We start from the raw sequence: 19,982 nt of genomic DNA, 5'->3' as shown, positions 1-19,982 counted from the left end.
GTGAACGTTTAGCGGACCTGAGTGTCCGCTTTTTTTTGCGTAAAAAAGCCCGGCGAAGAGCCAGGCCCGGTATTGCGTTTTCTTGCCGGTTACACCAGACGCGCTTTCGCATCGGCGATAGCCTGCGCCACCTGAACCGGCGATACGCCGCCTTTCGCCGCACGTTTATCCAGGCAGGATTGCAGCGACAGCACAGGATAAACATCGTCGCCAATCACCGTACTGAATTTTTGCAGATCGGCAAGCGTCAGCGCTTCCAGCGGCTTCGCCTGGCGAATCGCTTCCACCACGGCTTCACCAACAATATGGTGCGCTTCACGGAACGGCACGCCTTTAGCGACAAGGTAATCGGCCAGTTCGGTGGCGTTTGCATAACCCTGCTGCGCCGCTTCCTGGCAGCGCGGACGTTTCACCTGAATACCGTCCAGCACCAGCGCCGCCATATGCAGGCAGTCGAGCCAGGTATCAAGCGCATCGAACAGCCCTTCTTTATCTTCCTGCATATCTTTGTTGTAGGCCAGCGGCAGCCCTTTCAGCGTCATCATCATGCCGGTCAGCGCGCCCTGCACGCGGCCGCATTTACCACGGATCAGCTCCAGCGCATCCGGGTTTTTCTTTTGCGGCATCAGTGAAGAACCGGATGTCACCCGATCAGACAGCTCAACAAAACCCGCTTCGCCAGAGTTGAAGAAGATCAGATCTTCGGCAAAACGCGATAAATGCACCATGCCGATAGAAGCATCAGAGAGCAGTTCCAGAACATGATCACGATCGGAGACGCTATCCAGGCTGTTGCGGGTTGCCGAGGCAAAACCCAGCCAGCCAGCCAGTTGCTCGCGATCGATTTCATAAGCCGTACCCGCCAGTGCGCCGCAACCAAGCGGGCTGACATCGAGGCGTTTCAGCGAATCCTGCAGACGGCTCTCATCACGCGCCAGCATCTCAACGTAGGCCAGCGCCCAGTGGGCAAATGTCACCGGCTGCGCACGTTGCAGGTGCGTATAACCTGGCATTACAGCATCCTGATTATTCTCTGCAGTTACCACCAACGCGCTCTGCAACTGACGGTTCGCCAGTAGCAATTCGCTGATGGTGTCTTTACACCACAATTTCAGATCGGTGGCGACCTGGTCATTACGGCTACGCCCGGTATGCAGTTTTTTACCCAGTTGGCCGACTTTATCGATCAGCTTGCCTTCTACCCAACTGTGAATATCTTCCGCATCGCTTTGCAGGATCTGCTGCGGATCGGCCTGCACTTCCTGCAACAGATTGTTCAGCGCCTCTTCCAGCTGCTGTTGCTCTGCCTGCGTCAGTACGCCAACCGTCACCAGCGCTTTAGACCAGGCCACAGAGCCAACAATATCCTGCTCTGCCAGGCGATAGTCAAAGCGCAAAGAGTCGTTGAACTGTTTGAACCGTTGATCCGCTGCCTGAGTAAAACGCCCGCCCCAAAGTGCCATAATATGCTTCCTTAATTTCTTGAATTTCATTGCCGGATAGCGCTGCGCTTATCCGGCCTGGAGGTTCAGTTCACGCAGGCCCGATAAGGCGTAGCCGCCATCGGGCACATACATTGGTTACGCCAGAATACGCGTGCCGATCGGCGTACCGTTAAACAGTGCCGGTAACTGCTCGGCATGACGCCAGGAGGCGATATCAACCGGGCGACCCAGCGTGCGCGCCGCATCCAGCGCAGCATTCACTTTAACGATCATGCCATCGGTAATAATGCCCTGAGCGATCAGTTGCTCGGCTTTGGCTGCTGTCATTTCCGCAATACGCTGACCTTTACCGTCGAGAATACCGCTCACGTCAGAGAGCAGGATCAGATCCGCGCCGAGCGTTGCCGCCAGCGCAGTCGCCGCCTGATCCGCGTTGACATTCATCAGCGCGCCTTCGTCGGTCACGCCAATAGAGCTAATCACCGGCAGAAAACCACCTTCCAGCAGTGCATTAATCAGTTTCGGCGAGCCGGGCTGCGCCAGACCAACATGGCCCAGTTCCTCATCCAACTGGGTTACCTTGACGCTGTCGCCATCGCCGAGGAACAGGCCAACGGAAGCGATATGGTGTTTCTTCGCCCACGCAAGCAGCGTTTTGTTGGCGGTACCCGCCAGCGCGCCGGTGATGATGTCGATTTGATCGGCAGGCGTCACGCGCAGGCCGTTTTTCTTCTTCACCGGCAGGTTAAGTTGTTTCATTAACTCATCCACTACGCAACCGCCGCCGTGGACAATGACTAACGGGCGCTGATGAGATTCGCGATATTGCACCAGCGCCGTAAACAGACGCTCCAGCGCTTCTTCACTGTCCAGCAGTACACCACCGAGCTTAATAATTAATGGATTCATCATCACGCCTGTCTTAAATAAGTGACTGGGTTTCAGCATAGCCGAAACGAATATTTGCACACTGCATCGCCTGTGCCGCCGCGCCTTTCAGCAGGTTATCTTCCGTGGCGACCACAATCAGATGCTCGCCCTGAACGGCGAAACCAATATCGCAGAACGGCAGACCGACCACGTTTTTCAGCGCCGGAACGCCTTTGTCATACAGACGTACCAGCGGCTTGTTACCGTAAACCTGTTTGAACAGATCGGCGATCTGTGCCTGCGTAACGCCAGGCTTCAGGCGGCAGGTGATAGTTTCCAGAATGCCGCGCGGGAAGCTCGCCAGGTGCGGCGTAAAAATCACGTCCGTGCCAAGATGTGTGGCAATTTCCGGCTGATGGCGGTGGTTAAAAATGCCGTAAGGTTGCAGGCTCACTTCGCAGAAGCTATTGGAGAGCGCCGCTTTACGCCCGGCGCCGCTCACGCCGCTGGTCGCGTTGATCACCGGCCACTGGTTCAGATCGAGCAGACCGGCATCGATCAACGGTTTCAGCGAGAGCTGCGCTGCCGTCGGGTAGCAACCCGGCACGGCAATTAATTGCGCTTCTTTCAGTTTATCGTGGTTCCACTCCGCCAGCCCGTAAACCGCCTGCGCGAGTAAATCGGCGTGCTGATGGGTGAAGCCATAGAATTTTTCGTAGAACGCGGGATCGTTAACGCGGAACGCGCCAGAGAGATCGAACACCACACAGCCTGCAGCCAGGCAAACCGGTGCCAGGTCGTGGCTCACTTCATGTGCCGTCGCCAGGAAAACGACGTCCACGCCATCAAGAAACTCAGTGATGTCGGACATCGGCTGCAACGGGAGATCGACAATGCCTTTCAACTGCGGATGTAAATCGGAGATACACTTTCCTGCATCATTACTTTGCGCAGAAACCGTCAAAGCGGTTATGTTCATATGAGGATGGCGATTTACATAGGTCACTAGCTCTGCGCCGGCGTAACCGCTGGCGCCCACAATTAATGTGTTCAACATTGGGGCGGTTTACCTTCTTACGTCATGTGTGCCAGGGAAAGACTCAGCATCCCTCCCACGTTGCTGAGCAAGTCGCCTTTTGGGTTCCCTTACGCTCAGCATTAATGTATTTTTATTCACATTTAGTGCATGAATATTGATACTATCACGAACTCAGGTATGTCAACAATGAAAATGAATTTGCCGCCATTTATCGAGATTTACCGCGCCCTGATTGCCACTCCATCAATCAGCGCAACGGAAGAAGCGCTGGATCAGAGCAATGCGTCTTTAATCAATCTGCTGGCAGGATGGTTTGGCGATCTCGGTTTCACTGTTGAAGTGCAGCCGGTGCCAGGCACGCGCAATAAATTCAATATGCTCGCCAGTGCCGGAACGGGCGCGGGCGGCCTGCTGCTGACCGGCCACACCGATACCGTGCCGTTTGATGACGGGCGCTGGACGCGCGATCCCTTCACGCTGACCGAACATGACAACAAACTCTACGGCCTCGGCACCGCCGACATGAAAGGCTTTTTTGCCTTCATTCTTGATGCGCTGCGTGACGTCGATGTGACAAAGCTGAGCAAACCGCTCTACATTCTCGCCACCGCCGATGAAGAGACCAGCATGGCGGGCGCGCGTTATTTTTCCGAAAATACGCAGCTGCGTCCGGATTGCGCCATCATCGGCGAGCCAACCTCCCTGCAACCGGTGCGCGCGCATAAAGGCCATATCTCCAACGCGATTCGTATCCTCGGACAGTCCGGCCACTCCAGCGATCCGGCGCGCGGCGTCAACGCTATCGAACTGATGCACGATGCCATTGGCCATATTCTGCAACTGCGTGACAACCTGAAAGAGCGTTATCACTATGCGGCGTTCACCGTACCGTACCCGACGCTGAACCTGGGGCATATTCATGGTGGTGATGCGGCGAACCGTATTTGCGCCTGTTGCGAACTGCATATGGATATTCGCCCGCTACCGGGCATGACGCTGAACGATCTGAATGGGTTGCTGAATGAGGCGCTGGAGCCGGTCAGTTCCCGCTGGCCGGGCCGTCTGACCATTTCTGAACTGCATCCGCCCATTCCGGGCTACGAGTGCCCGCCGGATCACCAACTGGTGAGCGTGGTGGAAAAACTGCTCGGCGTTGAAACCGAAGTGGTGAATTACTGTACCGAAGCGCCCTTTATTCAGACGCTGTGTCCAACGCTGGTGCTCGGTCCGGGCTCAATTAATCAGGCTCATCAGCCGGATGAATATCTGGAAACGCGCTTTATTAAGCCAACGCGCGAACTTATTACCCAGGTTGTCCGTCATTTCTGCTGGCACTGATCGTCCTTTCCCCCGCCAATAACCCCTCTGCGGAAGGGGTTTTTAGGCGCGCGAAAGGGTGACAAATGTCACAATCTCATAAGCATTTCTTATCTGGCAGAAAGCGAATTAAATTTCGTAAATTGACGCCATTTATTCGTTTGCTGAAGCGATTTCGCAGCAATTGACGTAGTGGGTTTTACGTGGCTTTATAAAAGGCGGTGTCTTATATCTGCGCGACGGCAGATATAACAAAATAAAATGAGATGGGGTGTCTGGGGTAACATGAACGAACAATATTCCGCTTTGCGTAGTAATGTCAGTATGCTCGGCAAACTGCTGGGAGATACCATCAAGGATGCTCTCGGCGAGAACATTCTCGACCGGGTAGAAACAATCCGTAAGCTGTCCAAATCTTCTCGCGCCGGTAATGAAGCCAGCCGTCAGGAACTGCTCACCACCTTGCAGAATCTGTCTAATGACGAACTGCTGCCAGTGGCGCGCGCTTTCAGCCAGTTCCTGAATCTTGCGAACACCGCTGAGCAGTACCACAGCATTTCTGCCAAAGGCGAAGCGGCCAGCAACCCGGAAGTGATTGCCCGCACTATCAAAAAGCTGAAAGACCAACCCAATCTCAACGAAGCCACCATCATTAAAGCTGTTGAATCGCTGTCGCTGGAACTGGTACTGACCGCCCACCCAACCGAGATCACCCGCCGTACGCTGATCCACAAAATGGTGGAAGTGAACAACTGCCTGAAACAACTGGATAACAGCGATATCGCCGACTACGAACGCCACCAGTTAATGCGCCGTCTGCGCCAGTTGATTGCTCAGTCCTGGCATACCGACGAAATCCGCCGCAATCGCCCAAGCCCGGTTGATGAGGCCAAATGGGGTTTCGCGGTCGTGGAAAACAGCCTGTGGGAAGGCGTGCCGAATTACCTGCGCGAACTGAACGAACAGCTGGAAGAGCACCTCAATTACAAGCTGCCGGTTGATTTTGTACCGGTGCGCTTTACCTCGTGGATGGGCGGCGACCGCGATGGCAACCCGAACGTCACCGCCGACATCACTCGCCATGTGCTGCTGCTCAGCCGCTGGAAAGCGACCGATCTGTTCCTGAAAGATATTCAGTTGCTGATCTCCGAGCTGTCGATGGTCGAATGCACCGATGAACTGCGTGAGCTGGCAGGCGCAGAAGGCGCACGCGAACCGTACCGTTATCTGATGAAAAAATTGCGTTCCGACCTGATGGCGACCCAGGCCTGGCTGGAAGCGCGTCTGAAGGGACAAAAACTGCCGAAGCCTGCCGGTTTGCTGACGCAAAATGAGCAACTGTGGGAACCGCTATACGCCTGTTATAAATCGCTGCAAGCCTGCGGTATGAGCATTATCGCCAATGGTGAGCTGCTCGATACATTACGCCGCGTGAAGAGTTTCGGCGTGCCGCTGGTGCGCATCGATATTCGTCAGGAGAGTACCCGACATACCGAAGCGCTGGGCGAACTGACCCGCTATCTCGGCATCGGCGATTACGAAAGCTGGTCGGAAGCGGACAAACAGGCATTCCTGATCCGCGAACTGAATTCCAAACGTCCGCTGCTGCCGCGCCAGTGGGAGCCAAGCGACGAGACCCGCGAAGTGCTGGACACCTGCCGGGTGATCGCCGAAGCGCCGCGCGGTTCCATCGCCGCCTATGTGATCTCCATGGCCAAAACGCCGTCCGATGTGCTGGCCGTTCATCTGCTGCTGAAAGAAGCCGGTATCGGCTTTGCCCTGCCAGTTGCGCCGCTGTTTGAAACGCTGGATGACCTCAACAATGCCGACGACGTAATGACCCAGTTGCTGAATATCGACTGGTATCGCGGCTTTATCCAGGGCAAACAGATGGTGATGATTGGCTATTCCGACTCGGCGAAAGACGCGGGCGTAATGGCCGCAAGCTGGGCGCAATACCAGGCTCAGGATGCGCTGATCAAAACCTGTGAGAAAGCCGGCATCGAACTGACGCTGTTCCACGGCCGCGGCGGCTCTATCGGTCGCGGTGGCGCGCCAGCGCATGCGGCGCTGCTCTCTCAACCGCCAGGTAGCCTGAAAGGCGGTCTGCGCGTGACCGAACAGGGCGAAATGATCCGCTTTAAATACGGTCTGCCGGAAGTCACTATCAGCAGCCTGTCGCTTTATACCAGCGCCATTATGGAAGCGAACCTGCTGCCGCCGCCGGAACCTAAACCACAGTGGCGCCACATTATGGACGCACTGTCAGAGAGCTCCTGTGAGATGTACCGTGGCTACGTGCGCGAAAACAAAGACTTTGTTCCCTATTTCCGTTCGGCAACACCGGAGCAGGAACTGGGTAAACTGCCGCTCGGCTCACGTCCGGCGAAACGCCGTCCGACCGGCGGCGTCGAGTCGCTGCGTGCTATTCCGTGGATCTTCGCCTGGACGCAGAACCGCCTGATGCTTCCGGCCTGGCTGGGCGCAGGCGCGGCGTTACAGAAAGTAGTGGAAGATGGTAAACAGAGCGAACTGGAAGCAATGTGCCGCGACTGGCCATTCTTCTCAACCCGCCTTGGCATGCTGGAGATGGTCTTCTCCAAAGCCGACCTGTGGCTGGCGGAATACTACGATCAGCGTCTGGTAAAACCGGAACTGTGGGGGCTGGGCAGCGAGTTGCGTAAACTGCTGCAGGCGGATATCAATGTGGTACTGGCAATTGCCAACGACTCCCACCTGATGGCCGATCTGCCGTGGATCGCCGAATCCATCCAGTTACGTAACATCTACACCGACCCGCTGAACGTCTTGCAGGCCGAGCTGCTGCACCGTTCGCGTCTGGCCGAAGAAGCCGGTGAAACGCCGGACGAGCGTGTAGAACAAGCGTTGATGGTGACCATTGCGGGTGTTGCAGCAGGCATGCGTAACACGGGCTAATTTTCTCCCCGCATCGCAAAAGGCCACACTTGCTGTGGCCTTTTTTTATGTCGCCAGCTAAGGTTGTTCCTTCGCCTGTCACGGAAGGGAAAGCATGAGCCACGACGTCAGCCATCTCATCTCCCGCCTGATCAACGGCCCGCTGCCGCTGCGTCAGGTCTGTTTTGCCGGAGTCACCGGTAGTGCGCCTGCGCTGGCCTGTCAGGTCGATTTTCCACGTCTGGAAATTGTGCTGGAAGGGTCGCTCATGGATGTCGGGATCGCCGGGGAAGCACCGTTGATGACGCAACATGACGTTCTGTATATTCCGGCTGGCGGCTGGAACTGGCAGCAATGGCAGGCGCCGGCCAGCACCTTAAGCGTACTGTTCGGCAAGCAGCAACTGAGCTTTACCGTGAATCAGTGGAATGGCGAAACCCTGCAAAACCTGGCGAAACAACATGTCGCACGCCGCGGTCCGCGCGTGGGTTCGTTCCTGCTGCAGACACTGCATGAAATGCAAATGCAGCCGCGCGAACAGCAAACCGCACGGCTGATTGTCACCAGCCTGCTCAGCCACTGCCACGATCTGCTCGGTAGCCATATCCAGACCGCTTCCCGCAGCGAAGCACTGTTCGAAGCCATTCGCAGCTATATCGACGAACATTACGCCAAGCCGCTCACGCGCGAATCGGTGGCGCAGGCGTTTTACATCTCGCCCAATTATCTTTCGCACCTGTTCCAGAAAACCGGCAGTCTCGGTTTTAACGAATACCTCAATCACACCCGGCTGGAGCATGCCAAAACGCTGCTCAAGGGTTACGACTTAAAAATCAAAGAAGTCGCGCACACCTGCGGTTTTGTAGACAGTAACTACTTCTGCCGCCTGTTCCGTAAAAATACCGAACGTTCCCCCTCCGAATACCGTCAGCAGTACCACAGCCATCTCAGCGAAAAACAGGATTGAGCCTGCGACACTGGATTTTTATACGTTAAAAATCGCATCACGCTGCGCAGAAAAGGCCTGACACCCCGCGTTTCATCGTGATACAGCGCAACTTGTGAGCCAAATCTCAATTCGCCGTGGAGCTTACATTTGTCCAGTGTTTGGCAGATTTGTTATATGGCGACCGCGTGGCAAGCGCTCGTATGCTGAGGTCAGAAACGTTATACGAGGAAGCACGATGGAACTCTATCTGGACACCGCCAACGTGGCGGAAGTTGAACGCCTGGCGCGAATTTATCCGCTCGCGGGTGTCACCACCAACCCCAGCATTATTGCCGCCGGGAAAACGCCGATATGGGATGTGTTGCCGCGTCTGCAAAACGCCATCGGCCCGGACGGAACGCTGTTTGCGCAGGTGATGAGCCGCGACGCGGAGGGCATGGTGTCTGAAGCCAGACGCTTCAACAGCGCCTTTCCCGGCATTGTGGTAAAAATCCCGGTCACAGCGGAAGGCCTTGCCGCCATCAAGCAGTTGAAAAAAGAGAATATCGTCACCCTCGGCACCGCTGTCTACAGCGCCGCGCAGGGCTTACTCGCTGCCCTTGCCGGAGCAAAATATGTTGCGCCTTATGTCAACCGTGTTGATGCCCAGGGCGGCGATGGCATTCGCATGGTGCAGGAATTGCAAACGCTGCTGAAACTCCACGCGCCGCAAAGCAAAGTGCTGGCCGCCAGCTTCAAAACGCCGCGTCAGGCACTCGACTGCCTGCTCGCCGGATGTGAAGCAATCACGCTGCCATTAGATGTAGCGCAACAAATGCTCAATACGCCCGCAGTAGAGTCAGCAATAGAGAAGTTTGAGCAGGACTGGAAAACGGCTTTTGGCAACCTCAACCTGTAAGGAGGCAATATATGGATCGCATCATCCAGTCGCCAGGTAAGTACATCCAGGGTGCAGACGTCATCACCCGTCTCGGCGACTATCTCAAACCGCTGGCCGATCGCTGGCTGGTCGTGGGCGATAAATTTGTGCTTGGTTTTGCCCAGGAAACGCTGCAAAAAAGTCTGGCGGATGCCGGGCTGGCCTGTGAAGTTGTGCCATTCGGCGGCGAGTGTTCACAAAATGAAATTGACCGGCTGCGCGGCGTTGCGGAAAACGCTCACTGTGGCGCAGTGCTCGGTATTGGCGGCGGGAAAACACTGGATACCGCCAAAGCACTGGCGCACTTCATGCACGTTCCGGTGGCAATTGCGCCAACAATCGCTTCCACCGACGCGCCGTGCAGCGCGCTTTCGGTTATCTACACTGACAACGGTGAATTCGATCGCTATCTGTTACTTCCCAACAACCCAAACCGCGTGATTGTCGATACCAAAATCGTTGCCGGCGCACCGGCGCGGCTGCTGGCTGCGGGGATCGGCGATGCGCTCTCCACCTGGTTTGAAGCCCGCGCCTGCTCACGCAGCGGCGCAAAAACCATGGCCGGCGGGCAAAGCACACAATCTGCGCTGGCGCTGGCCGAGCTATGCTACAACACGCTGCTGGAAGAGGGTGAAAAAGCCATGCTCGCGGCTGAACAGCATGTGGTAACGCCTGCGCTGGAGCGCGTGGTGGAAGCGAATACCTATCTGAGCGGCGTTGGCTTCGAGAGCGGCGGTCTGGCGGCTGCGCATGCCATCCACAACGGTTTAACCGCCCTTGCCGACGCGCACCACTACTATCATGGTGAGAAAGTGGCGTTCGGTACGTTGACGCAACTGGTGCTGGAAAACGCGCCGCTGGATGAGATCGAAACGGTTGCAGCGCTGTGCCACAACGTTGGTCTGCCGATCACGCTGGCGCAACTGGATATCAAAACGGATATTCCGGCGAAGATGCGCATCGTTGCCGAAGCAGCCTGTGCGGAAGGTGAAACCATCCACAACATGCCAGGCGGCGCAACGCCGGATCAGGTCTATGCCGCACTGCTGGTCGCTGACCAGTACGGACAGCGTTTCCTGGAAGAGTGGGAATAAGCGTTAACATACCCGGTAGAGCGAATATCCACCGGGCCTGTAAAGCAAAAGCCCGGAACGGTTGTTCCGGGCTTTTTATTTCAGGTTAGACGCCGGGGCGAACGCCCAGCGTGTGGCAAATCGCGTAGCTCATTTCCGCGCGGTTCAGCGTGTAGAAGTGGAAATCCTTCACCCCTTCGCGGCTCAAAATCTTCACCATATCCATCGCGATATTTGCTCCCACCAGCTTGCGGGTCTCAGCGTCATCATCCAGACCGTCGAACATTTGCGACATCCATGCCGGAATACGTACGTTGGTCATATCAGCGAATTTTTTCGCCTGCTTGAAGTTGGAAACCGGCAGAATACCCGGAACGATCTCCACATCAATGCCGGTCGCCGCGCAGCGATCGCGAAAGCGCAGGTAGCTTTCCACATCAAAAAAGAACTGGGTGATTGCACGGCTGGCGCCGGCATCCACTTTGCGCTTCAGGTTGAGCAGATCCGCCTGCGCGCTCTTCGCTTCCGGGTGTACTTCCGGGTAGGCGGCAACAGAGATATCGAAATCGGCAACCTCTTTTAACAGCGTCACCAGATCGGCGGCATACATATCCGGCTTACCGCCGCCCGGCGGTAAATCCCCGCGCAGCGCCACGATATGGCGGATGCCGTTATTCCAGTAATCCCGCGCAATCGCGCGCAGTTCATCGCGGGTGGCGTCAATGCAGGTCAGATGCGGTACGGCTTCCAGGCCGGTGCGCTCTTTGATGCCTTTGATTATGCTGTGAGTACGGTCGCGCTCGCCGGAGTTCGCGCCGTAAGTCACTGAAACGAATTTTGGCTTCAGGCTGCTCAGGCGATCGATGGAGTTCCATAAGGTTTGTTCCATTTCACTGGTGCGCGGCGGGAAAAATTCAAAGGAAACATTAATCTGGCCATGTACTTCCGCCAGGCTTTGATTCAGGGCTTCCCGCTGGTTGGCGTGAAAAAAGCTCATACCTTACCTCATCAATCGCATGTCATTGTCTGTTGTTTGTGAACTTCTATACGTTTAGACGTCCAGATGTAAAAATGACGGAATTTGCACAGGCCGTCAACCGGAAAATCATTATTCTGAGTGAGGAATGTTCAGCGAAGATGAAAAAAGTTCATGATGCGGGATGTAATGCCCTCTCCCCGCCGGGGAGAGGGTGAAGAGAAGATTACAGCAATTGCGCCAGACGGTTGATATCTGACTGGATAGCGCCAGCGGTGACATCACGCCCTGCGCCCGGCCCGCGAATGACCAGCGGATTATCGCGATACCAGCGGCTTTCAATGGCGAAGACGTTATCACCCGGCAGAACCGCCGCCAGCGGATGCTCCGGACGGACCGCTTCCACGCCTACACGTGCTTTGCCGTTCGCATCGAAACGCGCAACATAACGCAGCACAAGGCCCATTTCACTGGCGGCTTCCAGCCGCTGTACCATCTGTTCATTCAGTTCGTCGCCGTTTTCGAAAAAGTGATCCACCGAACCTTCTTCACAATGCGGTGGCACCAGCGATTCCACGCGAACCTGCTCAGGTTCGATGTCATAACCGGCTTCACGGGCGAGGATCACCAGCTTGCGCATCACATCTTTACCGGCGAGATCGACACGCGGATCCGGCTCAGTCAGCCCCTGCTGCCACGCCTGATCGACCAGGTCGGTAAACGGCACAGTACCGTCGAATTGCAGGAACAACCAGGAGAGGGTGCCGGAGAAGATACCGCTGATCGCCAGAATCGCATCGCCGCTATCGCGCAGATCGCGCACCGTATGGTTAACCGGCAATCCGGCGCCGACGGTAGCGTTGTACAGCCAGTGACGACCCGTCTTTTCAAACGCATCGTGGATCTGGCGATAATTATTGGTCGTGCTCGCCCCGGCCAGTTTGTTGGCGCTGATCACATGAAAACCGTGGCTGGCGAAATCCAGATACTGCCCGGCCAGTTGCTCGCTGGCGGTCACATCCAGTACGACCAGGTCGTCATACGGGTGAGCGCGCATCCACAGGAACAGCGACTCTTCATCCTGCTCGACGGCTTCATCATTGAAGAAAGCCAGCGCACGGCTGGCATCCAGCCCATCGTAATTCAGCAGGCTACGGCGGCTATCCACCACGCCGGCCAGCACAAATTCAAACCCGGTACGCGCCGAAAGCGCGCTCTGCTCGCGGGAGAACAACTCCAGCCAGCGGGAGCCGATATTTCCCTTGCCGAACAGCATCAGACCGATTCGTTTTTCCGCGCGGAACAGCGACTGGTGCAGCCCCTGAATCAGGCTCTCGGTCGGGCCAACGCGCAGTACAGCGACCAGGCTGATACCTTCGTCGGACTGCCAGATAAACTCAACCGGCTGGCCTTTCAGTTGCTGCCAGAAACGGTGGCTGTGCAACGGGTTACGGCATACGCCAGCACCGACCATCGCCACCAGCGCCAGCCCCTGACGCAGGCGTAATTCACCCGGCAGACCGGCTTCATCCAGCAGTTTAAAGACGCTGTCGACCACTTCCGAGGTGTAGCAGAGTTGCAGCAGATTACGGTCGGCATGAGCGCCCACCGCCAGCGGACGCGCCTGCGCGCGTTTGAGGAGCAGATCGATCTCTTTTTGCGCCAGTTTAAAATCCTGCCCGGCCGGAACGATAAACTCAATCAAACAGACATCATCGTGACTGGTCACGATGCGCGCGCCAGTGCCGGATGCCAGTACGCGTTCAATCCGCGTAGAGCCTTGATCGGGGTTATAGCTACAGCGCAATTGCAGATCGATATTGCTGCCGGAGACCGGTTGCAGCGTGCGGGCATGCAGTACCGGAGCGGCAAGACGCGCCAGTTCGCTGGCTTCATCGAGACGCAGCAGCGGCAGCAGACAGGCATCTTTCACTTTGCGCGGGTCGGCGCTATAGACACCGGCCACGTCGCTCCAGATGGTGACGCGGGAAACATCGCCCAGCGCGCCAATCTGCGTTGCTGAATAGTCAGAGCCGTTACGCCCCAGCAGCACCGTTTCACCCGCCTCATTACGGCTGATAAAACCGGTGACAACAATGCGTTTGCCTGGATGTTGCGCCAGCTTTTGCTGCAAAAGGGGATAAGACGCCCCTTCGTTCACCTGCGGCTGCGCCGAACGCTCGGCACGCAGAAAATCGCGGGCATCCAGCCAGGCCGCATCAAGGCCTTGCTGATTAAGTACGGCGGCCATCAAGCGCGCCGACCAGATTTCACCGTGGCCGACCACTTCCGCGTAAACCGCGTCGGTAATGCCGCCGTCGAGTAGCGCCGCCAGGTGTTCCAGATCGTGGATAAATTCGCTGGTCAGTCCATCGGCCACATCGGCGGGCAACAGCCCGCCAATCAAGTCACTTTGATAACGACGCAGGGATTGCTGAACCTGATGCGCAGAGAGCCTGTCAGTCTGGCTTAATTTCAGCCAGTTGATCAGCTGATTGGTGGTGCTGCCTGCGGCGGAGACAACCATCATGTCGCCCGGTTGTGAATACTCCGCCATGATCCCTGCAACGCGGAGGTAACACTTCACATCCGCCAGACTACTGCCACCAAATTTGTGCAGCTGACGAGCCTTCGTCCCTGCCTGCGCAATCACACTCATGTTTACCCCTCAGCTGCGACCCGGAAGCCATTTTCCAGATCGGCAATTAAATCTTCACTATCTTCAATACCGGTCGAGATACGCAACAACGTTTCCGAGATCCCGGCAGCGGCGCGCGCTTCCGGCGCCATACCTGCGTGCGTCATGGTGGCGGCGTGGGAGATTAAACTTTCTACCCCACCTAATGATTCCGCCAGAGTAAACAGTGACAAACCGCTCAGGAAACGACGCAGCGTTTGCTCGCCGCCATCCAGTTCAAAACTTAACATCGCGCCAAAGCCTTTTTGTTGACGCGCAGCAATCTCATGCCCCTGATTATCCGGCAGAGACGGGTGGTAAAGCTTTTTCACCAGCGGCTGAGTTTGCAGGAAATCGACAATCGCCTGTGCGTTACGCTGCGCCACTTCCATACGCGGCGACAACGTGCGCAGCCCGCGCAACAGCAAATAGCTGTCGAAGGCGCTACCGGTGACGCCAATATTATTCGCCCACCATGCCAGTTCGGTGACAGTCTCCGCGTCTTTTGCAATCACCACGCCCGCCACCACATCGGAATGACCGTTGAGGTATTTTGTGCAGGAGTGCAGTACCAGATCGGCACCCAGCGCCAACGGATTTTGCAACGCCGGGCTTAAGAAGGTGTTATCAACGACGCTAACTGCGCCCGCTTCACGCGCCAGTTGGCAGATTTTCGCAATATCCACGACGCGCAACAATGGGTTGCTTGGACTTTCTACCAGCACCAGTTTCGGTTTTTCCGCCAGCGCCGCTTTCAGTGCCTGTTCATCGCCCTGATCGACGAATTTCACCCGATAGCAACCGCGTTTCGCCAGACTGTCGAACAGGCGATAGCTGCCGCCGTAGCAATCATGCGGTGCAACCAGCAGATCGCCAGGCTTGAGGAAAACCGTGGTCACCAGATGAATCGCCGACATGCCGGTATTGGTCAACACCGCGCCAGCGCCCCCTTCCAGCTCCGCCAGCGCGCGCTGTACAACATCGCGCGTGGGGTTACCGCGACGCGAGTAGTCATGTGCGCGGGGTTCATTAAAACCGGTGAAATTATAGGTACTGGAGAGGTGAATTGGCGGGACAACGCAGCCATACTGCTCGTCATCGTTCAATCCGCTACGCACTGCAATGGTGGCCTGTTTACGCGTCATGGTGAAGGCTTCCTGGCTTAATGGATGAAAAATCTGACCACAGAGTAAACATTGAATAGATAGACGTCAATACATCTGGACATCTAAACTTCTTTGCGTATAGATTGAGCAAACGCGCAATAGCCGTTAAAATTATATGCTTTAGTGTGGGCGCGCAGAGCGATACACCGTGTCACTGTGATGACTCTACGGTAAACTACGCGGGATTACGGCCTGGGCTCGCCCGGGTTTAGACTAATGACTGAGAGGATTAAAGGTATCTCATGGCTGAATGGAGCGGCGAATATATCAGCCCATACGCTGAGCACGGCAAGAAGAGTGAGCAAGTAAAGAAAATTACGGTTTCCATTCCTCTTAAGGTGTTAAAAATCCTCACCGATGAACGTACCCGTCGTCAGGTGAACAACCTGCGTCACGCCACCAACAGCGAGCTGCTGTGCGAGGCATTCCTGCACGCGTTCACCGGTCAGCCTCTGCCGAACGATGAAGATCTGCGCAAAGAGCGCAGTGATGAAATCCCGGAAGAGGCAAAAGTGATTATGCGTGAACTGGGCATCGACCCGGATACATGGGAATACTGATTCAAAACAAAAGGGCGGAAGATATCTTCCGCCCTTTTTGCTTATGTCAGCTGCCCAATCAGAAGCGCGTCACTTCCGGGTGCACTTCTGCGAGAGAAAGCAGGTAAGACATAAATACATTTTTCATTGCCGTCAGCATCTCACGCCTCTTTTTTGCTCTGTTCACAGGACTGGAATGGCGAAAAGAATATGTGCGTTTTTTAATCAGAACAATATTTTCGTGATTCATTTCACAAAAATATCCCCCTCCGGCAAACGGCAGAGACAAAAAAAGCGCCTCGCGGCGCTTTTTTCTTTGGCAACTTATTTGCTGCCCGGGATGCTGAAGCGTTTGTTGAAACGCTCAACACGACCACCGGTATCAACAACACGTTGTTTACCAGTAAAGAACGGGTGGCATTTGCCGCACACGTCCAGGTTCAGGTCGTGGCCCACGGTGGAGTGGGTTTTGATCACATTACCGCAAGAACAGGTTGCAGTAATCGCAACGTAATTCGGGTGAATACCTTTTTTCATGGGAAACCTCAGTTTAAGGCCGCGTCGCTCTTCCAGCCCTAACGCCAGACACCACGCGAGTTAAATAATAAGTGTATCTTTGGCGCGCTAAATCCGCACTAAAGGCGGCGAATCATACAGAAATTAACCAGCACATGCAAACTGATCCGCTCGTCCGTAGCAACAATGTGTATACTAACCCGCCAGTTTTCAAGTCAGGAAGATGAGATGCCCGTCGCCCACGTTGCGCTGTCTGTACCCTTGCCCCGCACCTTTGATTATCTGTTGCCGGACGACATGATCGCCCGCGCAGGTTGTCGCGTGCGCGTGCCGTTCGGTACTCAGCAACGCGTTGGCATTGTGGTGGCGGTCAGCGATAAAAGCGAGCTGCCGCTTACCGAGCTGAAGCAGGTAGAAGAAGTGCTCGACAGCGAGCCCGCGTTTTCACCCGCCGTCTGGCGTCTGTTGTTATGGGCAGCTGACTATTACCATCATCCGATTGGCGATGTGCTGTTCAACGCCCTTCCCGTTCTGTTACGCCAGACAAAAACTGCCAGCGCAGAGTTTCAGGGCTACTGGTTCGCCACTGAGCAGGGCCAGGCGACGGACATTAATCGCGTAAAGTCGGCAAAGCAGCAGCAGGCCCTTTCAGCTCTGCGTAAAGGTAAAATCTGGCAACACCAGCTGGCAGCGCTGGATCTGAAAAGCGTCACTCTGCAGGCGCTGCGCGCCAAAGGGCTGGCGGAGATGAGCAGCGAAACGCCGACGTTCAGCGACTGGCGCAGCCAGTTCTCCGTCAGCGGCGACAGGCTGCGGCTGAACACAGAGCAGGCCACTGCCGTCGGCGCGATTCACAGCGCGGCCGATCAATTCTCTGCCTGGCTGCTGGCAGGCGTCACGGGTTCCGGTAAGACCGAAGTCTATTTAAGCGTACTGGAAAATGTGCTGGCGCAGGGGAAACAGGCACTGGTGATGGTGCCGGAGATTGGCCTGACGCCGCAAACCATCGCCCGTTTTCGCGAGCGCTTTAACGCGCCGGTCGAAGTGCTGCATTCAGGCCTGAACGACAGTGAACGTCTTACCACATGGCAAAAAGCGAAAAACGGCGAGGCGGCAATTGTTATCGGCACGCGCTCATCGCTGTTCACACCGTTTAAAAACCTCGGCGTGATCGTTATCGATGAAGAGCACGACAGCTCCTATAAACAGCAGGAAGGCTGGCGCTATCACGCGCGGGATCTGGCGGTCTATCGCGCCCATAGCGAACAGATCCCCATCATTCTCGGCTCGGCGACTCCCGCGCTGGAGACCTTATATAATGTGCGGGCGCGAAAATACCGGCTGCTGCGCCTGACGCGCCGCGCCGGTAGCGCGCGCCCGGCAACGCAACATGTGCTGGATATGAAAGGCCAGCAGTTGCAGGCCGGATTAGCGCCCGCGCTCATCAACCGCATGCGCCAGCATTTGCAGGCAGGCAACCAGGTAATTCTGTTTCTTAACCGCCGGGGGTTCGCTCCGGCACTGCTGTGCCATGACTGCGGCTGGATAGCAGAGTGCCCGCGTTGCGATCACTACTACACCTTTCACCAGGCGCAGCAGCATTTGCGCTGCCACCATTGCGATAGCCAGCGCCCGGTACCGCGCCAGTGCCCCTCCTGCGGTTCCACGCACCTGCTGCCCGTCGGTTTAGGAACTGAGCAACTGGAACAGGCGCTTGCGCCGCTGTTCCCTGGCGTGCCGGTGTCGCGCATTGACCGCGATACCACCAGCCGCAAAGGCGCGCTGGAGCAGCACCTGGCGGAAGTTCATCGCGGCGGCGCGCGGCTCCTGATTGGCACGCAGATGCTGGCGAAAGGCCATCACTTTCCGGATGTGACGTTGGTTGCCTTGCTGGATGTCGATGGCGCACTCTTTTCTGCGGATTTCCGTGCGGCGGAACGGTTCGCTCAGCTCTATACCCAGGTGTCGGGCCGCGCCGGGCGCGCCGGAAAGCAGGGCGAAGTGGTGCTGCAAACCCACCATCCTGAGCATCCTTTGCTGCAAACTTTGCTGCATAAAGGTTATGACACCTTTGCAGAACAGGCGCTGGCCGAACGGCAAACGCTGCAACTGCCGCCGTGGACCAGCCACGTGTTGATCCGCGCAGAAGATCAGAACAATCAGTTCGCTCCGCTGTTCCTGCAACAGTTGAAAAACTTACTGCAAGCCAGCCCGCTGGCGGATAATCAATTGTGGATCCTCGGCCCGGTTCCGGCGCTGGCAGCGAAGCGCGCCGGACGCTATCGCTGGCAGATCCTGCTGCAACACCCTTCCCGCATTCGCTTACAACATATTGTCAGCGGCGCGCTGGCATTGATTAACACGCTGCCCGATGCACGGCGGGTTAAATGGGTGCTGGATGTCGATCCCATTGAGAGTTGAGGTTGCGATCGGCGGCATAAAATTCAACTTTCATCACACTTTTCATGAAAATTCTGTAACCGCTGCGCCTAACTATCTGATAAAAATGTGACTACGCTTGCGCCGTGCATGCGAGGAGAACAAGTTGAAACCCAAAAATCAGGTTGCAGCAGCGACCATGAAAGATGTTGCCATGAAAGCAAAGGTTTCTACGGCAACCGTATCCCGTGCATTAATGAATCCGGAAAAAGTGTCGCAGACGACCCGTAATCGGGTTGAGCAAGCCGCCATGGAAGTGGGTTATTTACCCCAGTCGATGGGGCGTAACGTCAAGCGAAACGAATCCCGCACTTTGCTGGTGATTGTGCCGGATATCTGCGATCCCTTTTTCAGCGAAATCATTCGCGGTATCGAAGTTACCGCAGCCGAACACGGCTATCTGGTACTGATTGGCGACTGCGCCCACCAGAATCAGCAAGAAAAAACCTTTATCGATCTGATCATTACCAAGCAAATCGACGGCATGCTGCTGTTAGGTTCACGCCTGCCGTTCGACGCCAGTATTGAAGAGCAGCGCAATTTGCCGCCGATGGTCATGGCGAATGAATTTGCTCCTGAGCTGGAGCTGCCTACCGTACACATTGATAACCTGACCGCCGCTTTTAACGCCGTCAATTATCTACAGGAACAGGGGCACCATCTGATTGGCTGTATTGCCGGGCCGGAAGAGATGCCATTGTGCCACTACCGCTTGCAGGGTTATGTGCAGGCGCTGCGCCGCTCAGGAACGACTGTCGATCCGCACTATATTGCACGCGGTGATTTTACCTTTGAAGCCGGAGCGCACGCGCTGGAACAGCTACTGGCGTTGCCCAAGCCGCCAACGGCGGTGTTCTGCCATAGCGACGTTATGGCGCTGGGTGCGCTGTCGCTCGCCAAACGCCGGGGGCTGAAAGTACCGGACGACTTATCGATTATCGGTTTTGATAACATTTCACTGGCAGAGTACTCTGACCCGCCGCTAACCACCGTTGCGCAGCCGCGCTACGAAATTGGCCGGGAATCGATGCTGCTCCTGCTGGAACAACTGCAAGGTCATAACGTCAATAGCGGATCGCGCCTGCTGGATTGCGAATTGATCCTGCGCGGCAGTACCCGGGCGATTACGTAAATACCTGGC

16 protein-coding genes are annotated in these 19,982 nt (G+C 56.1%); 8 read left to right on the top strand and 8 right to left on the bottom strand.

Going from position 1 to position 19,982, the window contains the following annotated elements:
- Positions 1-89: 89 nt before the first annotated feature.
- The 3 genes from argH to argC all read right to left on the bottom strand — a co-directional run bounded on the left by argH (position 90) and on the right by argC (position 3,372).
- Positions 90-1,463: an argininosuccinate lyase gene (gene argH, locus DK872_RS24280; RefSeq protein WP_072441531.1), complete on the bottom strand. Its 1,374-nt coding sequence runs from the start codon at positions 1,461-1,463 to the stop codon at positions 90-92.
- Between the two features lie 117 nt (positions 1,464-1,580).
- On the bottom strand, positions 1,581-2,357 hold the full coding sequence (gene argB, locus DK872_RS24275; protein WP_090398622.1) for an acetylglutamate kinase: 777 nt from the start codon (positions 2,355-2,357) through the stop codon (positions 1,581-1,583).
- 10 nt (positions 2,358-2,367) lie between these two features.
- Positions 2,368-3,372: an N-acetyl-gamma-glutamyl-phosphate reductase gene (gene argC / locus DK872_RS24270; RefSeq protein ID WP_007369210.1), complete on the bottom strand. Its 1,005-nt coding sequence runs from the start codon at positions 3,370-3,372 to the stop codon at positions 2,368-2,370.
- A 168-nt stretch (positions 3,373-3,540) separates the two neighbouring features.
- On the opposite strand from argC, the gene argE reads away from it, so the two are divergent.
- From argE to DK872_RS24245, 5 genes are all read left to right on the top strand, one after another.
- On the top strand, positions 3,541-4,692 hold the full coding sequence (gene argE, locus DK872_RS24265; protein ID WP_035889183.1) for an acetylornithine deacetylase: 1,152 nt from the start codon (positions 3,541-3,543) through the stop codon (positions 4,690-4,692).
- Positions 4,693-4,956: 264 nt separating this feature from the next.
- Positions 4,957-7,608: a phosphoenolpyruvate carboxylase gene (ppc, locus tag DK872_RS24260; protein WP_035889182.1), complete on the top strand. Its 2,652-nt coding sequence runs from the start codon at positions 4,957-4,959 to the stop codon at positions 7,606-7,608.
- A gap of 94 nt (positions 7,609-7,702) precedes the next feature.
- Positions 7,703-8,554, top strand: a complete 852-nt coding sequence (locus DK872_RS24255; RefSeq protein ID WP_007369213.1) for a helix-turn-helix domain-containing protein — start codon at positions 7,703-7,705, stop codon at positions 8,552-8,554.
- 217 nt (positions 8,555-8,771) lie between these two features.
- Positions 8,772-9,434: a fructose-6-phosphate aldolase gene (gene fsa / locus DK872_RS24250; protein WP_071921769.1), complete on the top strand. Its 663-nt coding sequence runs from the start codon at positions 8,772-8,774 to the stop codon at positions 9,432-9,434.
- Positions 9,435-9,445: 11 nt separating this feature from the next.
- Positions 9,446-10,549 carry a glycerol dehydrogenase gene (locus tag DK872_RS24245; protein WP_007369215.1) on the top strand — a complete coding sequence of 368 codons (1,104 nt, stop codon included), beginning with the start codon at positions 9,446-9,448 and terminating at the stop codon, positions 10,547-10,549.
- An 85-nt stretch (positions 10,550-10,634) separates the two neighbouring features.
- Here the strand turns inward: DK872_RS24245 and metF are convergent, their stop codons facing one another.
- From metF to metB, 3 genes are all read right to left on the bottom strand, one after another.
- Entirely contained in the window at positions 10,635-11,525 is an 891-nt protein-coding gene (gene metF, locus DK872_RS24240) for a methylenetetrahydrofolate reductase (protein WP_071921768.1), read from the bottom strand.
- Positions 11,526-11,730: 205 nt separating this feature from the next.
- On the bottom strand, positions 11,731-14,163 hold the full coding sequence (locus DK872_RS24235; protein ID WP_007369218.1) for a bifunctional aspartate kinase/homoserine dehydrogenase II: 2,433 nt from the start codon (positions 14,161-14,163) through the stop codon (positions 11,731-11,733).
- Between the two features lie 2 nt (positions 14,164-14,165).
- Complete coding sequence (gene metB, locus DK872_RS24230; protein ID WP_007369219.1) at positions 14,166-15,326, bottom strand: cystathionine gamma-synthase; 1,161 nt, start codon at positions 15,324-15,326, stop codon at positions 14,166-14,168.
- A 263-nt stretch (positions 15,327-15,589) separates the two neighbouring features.
- On the opposite strand from metB, the gene metJ reads away from it, so the two are divergent.
- Positions 15,590-15,907: a met regulon transcriptional regulator MetJ gene (metJ, locus tag DK872_RS24225; RefSeq protein ID WP_007369220.1), complete on the top strand. Its 318-nt coding sequence runs from the start codon at positions 15,590-15,592 to the stop codon at positions 15,905-15,907.
- Positions 15,908-15,965: 58 nt separating this feature from the next.
- Here the strand turns inward: metJ and DK872_RS27395 are convergent, their stop codons facing one another.
- A complete protein-coding gene (locus DK872_RS27395; protein ID WP_143091392.1) occupies positions 15,966-16,175 on the bottom strand; it encodes a hypothetical protein in 210 nt (69 codons plus the stop codon).
- Positions 16,176-16,210: 35 nt separating this feature from the next.
- Positions 16,211-16,423: a 50S ribosomal protein L31 gene (gene rpmE / locus DK872_RS24220; RefSeq protein WP_007369223.1), complete on the bottom strand. Its 213-nt coding sequence runs from the start codon at positions 16,421-16,423 to the stop codon at positions 16,211-16,213.
- A 207-nt stretch (positions 16,424-16,630) separates the two neighbouring features.
- On the opposite strand from rpmE, the gene priA reads away from it, so the two are divergent.
- Positions 16,631-18,823 carry a primosomal protein N' gene (gene priA, locus DK872_RS24215; protein WP_161518921.1) on the top strand — a complete coding sequence of 731 codons (2,193 nt, stop codon included), beginning with the start codon at positions 16,631-16,633 and terminating at the stop codon, positions 18,821-18,823.
- Positions 18,824-18,947: 124 nt separating this feature from the next.
- Positions 18,948-19,973, top strand: coding sequence for a DNA-binding transcriptional regulator CytR (gene cytR, locus DK872_RS24210; protein WP_007369225.1), 1,026 nt, complete (start codon positions 18,948-18,950; stop codon positions 19,971-19,973).
- The last annotated feature ends 9 nt before the right edge of the window (positions 19,974-19,982 follow it).

Source organism: Kosakonia sp. MH5 (assembly GCF_009935945.1).
GTDB classification, from domain to species: Bacteria; Pseudomonadota; Gammaproteobacteria; order Enterobacterales; family Enterobacteriaceae; genus Kosakonia; species Kosakonia radicincitans.
The sequence above is the reverse complement of the archived record's forward strand: the minus strand, read 5'-3'. Positions and strand labels throughout refer to the sequence as shown.

Bases quoted from the DNA above. Each gene is read 5' to 3' on its own strand.
- argH (WP_072441531.1), bottom strand. From the start codon at position 1,463: ATGGCACTTTGGGGCGGGCGTTTTACTCAGGCAGCGGATCAACGGTTC.
- argB (WP_090398622.1), bottom strand. From the start codon at position 2,357: ATGATGAATCCATTAATTATTAAGCTCGGTGGTGTACTGCTGGACAGT.
- argC (WP_007369210.1), bottom strand. From the start codon at position 3,372: ATGTTGAACACATTAATTGTGGGCGCCAGCGGTTACGCCGGCGCAGAG.
- argE (WP_035889183.1), top strand. From the start codon at position 3,541: ATGAAAATGAATTTGCCGCCATTTATCGAGATTTACCGCGCCCTGATT.
- ppc (WP_035889182.1), top strand. From the start codon at position 4,957: ATGAACGAACAATATTCCGCTTTGCGTAGTAATGTCAGTATGCTCGGC.
- DK872_RS24255 (WP_007369213.1), top strand. From the start codon at position 7,703: ATGAGCCACGACGTCAGCCATCTCATCTCCCGCCTGATCAACGGCCCG.
- fsa (WP_071921769.1), top strand. From the start codon at position 8,772: ATGGAACTCTATCTGGACACCGCCAACGTGGCGGAAGTTGAACGCCTG.
- DK872_RS24245 (WP_007369215.1), top strand. From the start codon at position 9,446: ATGGATCGCATCATCCAGTCGCCAGGTAAGTACATCCAGGGTGCAGAC.
- metF (WP_071921768.1), bottom strand. From the start codon at position 11,525: ATGAGCTTTTTTCACGCCAACCAGCGGGAAGCCCTGAATCAAAGCCTG.
- DK872_RS24235 (WP_007369218.1), bottom strand. From the start codon at position 14,163: ATGAGTGTGATTGCGCAGGCAGGGACGAAGGCTCGTCAGCTGCACAAA.
- metB (WP_007369219.1), bottom strand. From the start codon at position 15,326: ATGACGCGTAAACAGGCCACCATTGCAGTGCGTAGCGGATTGAACGAT.
- metJ (WP_007369220.1), top strand. From the start codon at position 15,590: ATGGCTGAATGGAGCGGCGAATATATCAGCCCATACGCTGAGCACGGC.
- rpmE (WP_007369223.1), bottom strand. From the start codon at position 16,423: ATGAAAAAAGGTATTCACCCGAATTACGTTGCGATTACTGCAACCTGT.
- priA (WP_161518921.1), top strand. From the start codon at position 16,631: ATGCCCGTCGCCCACGTTGCGCTGTCTGTACCCTTGCCCCGCACCTTT.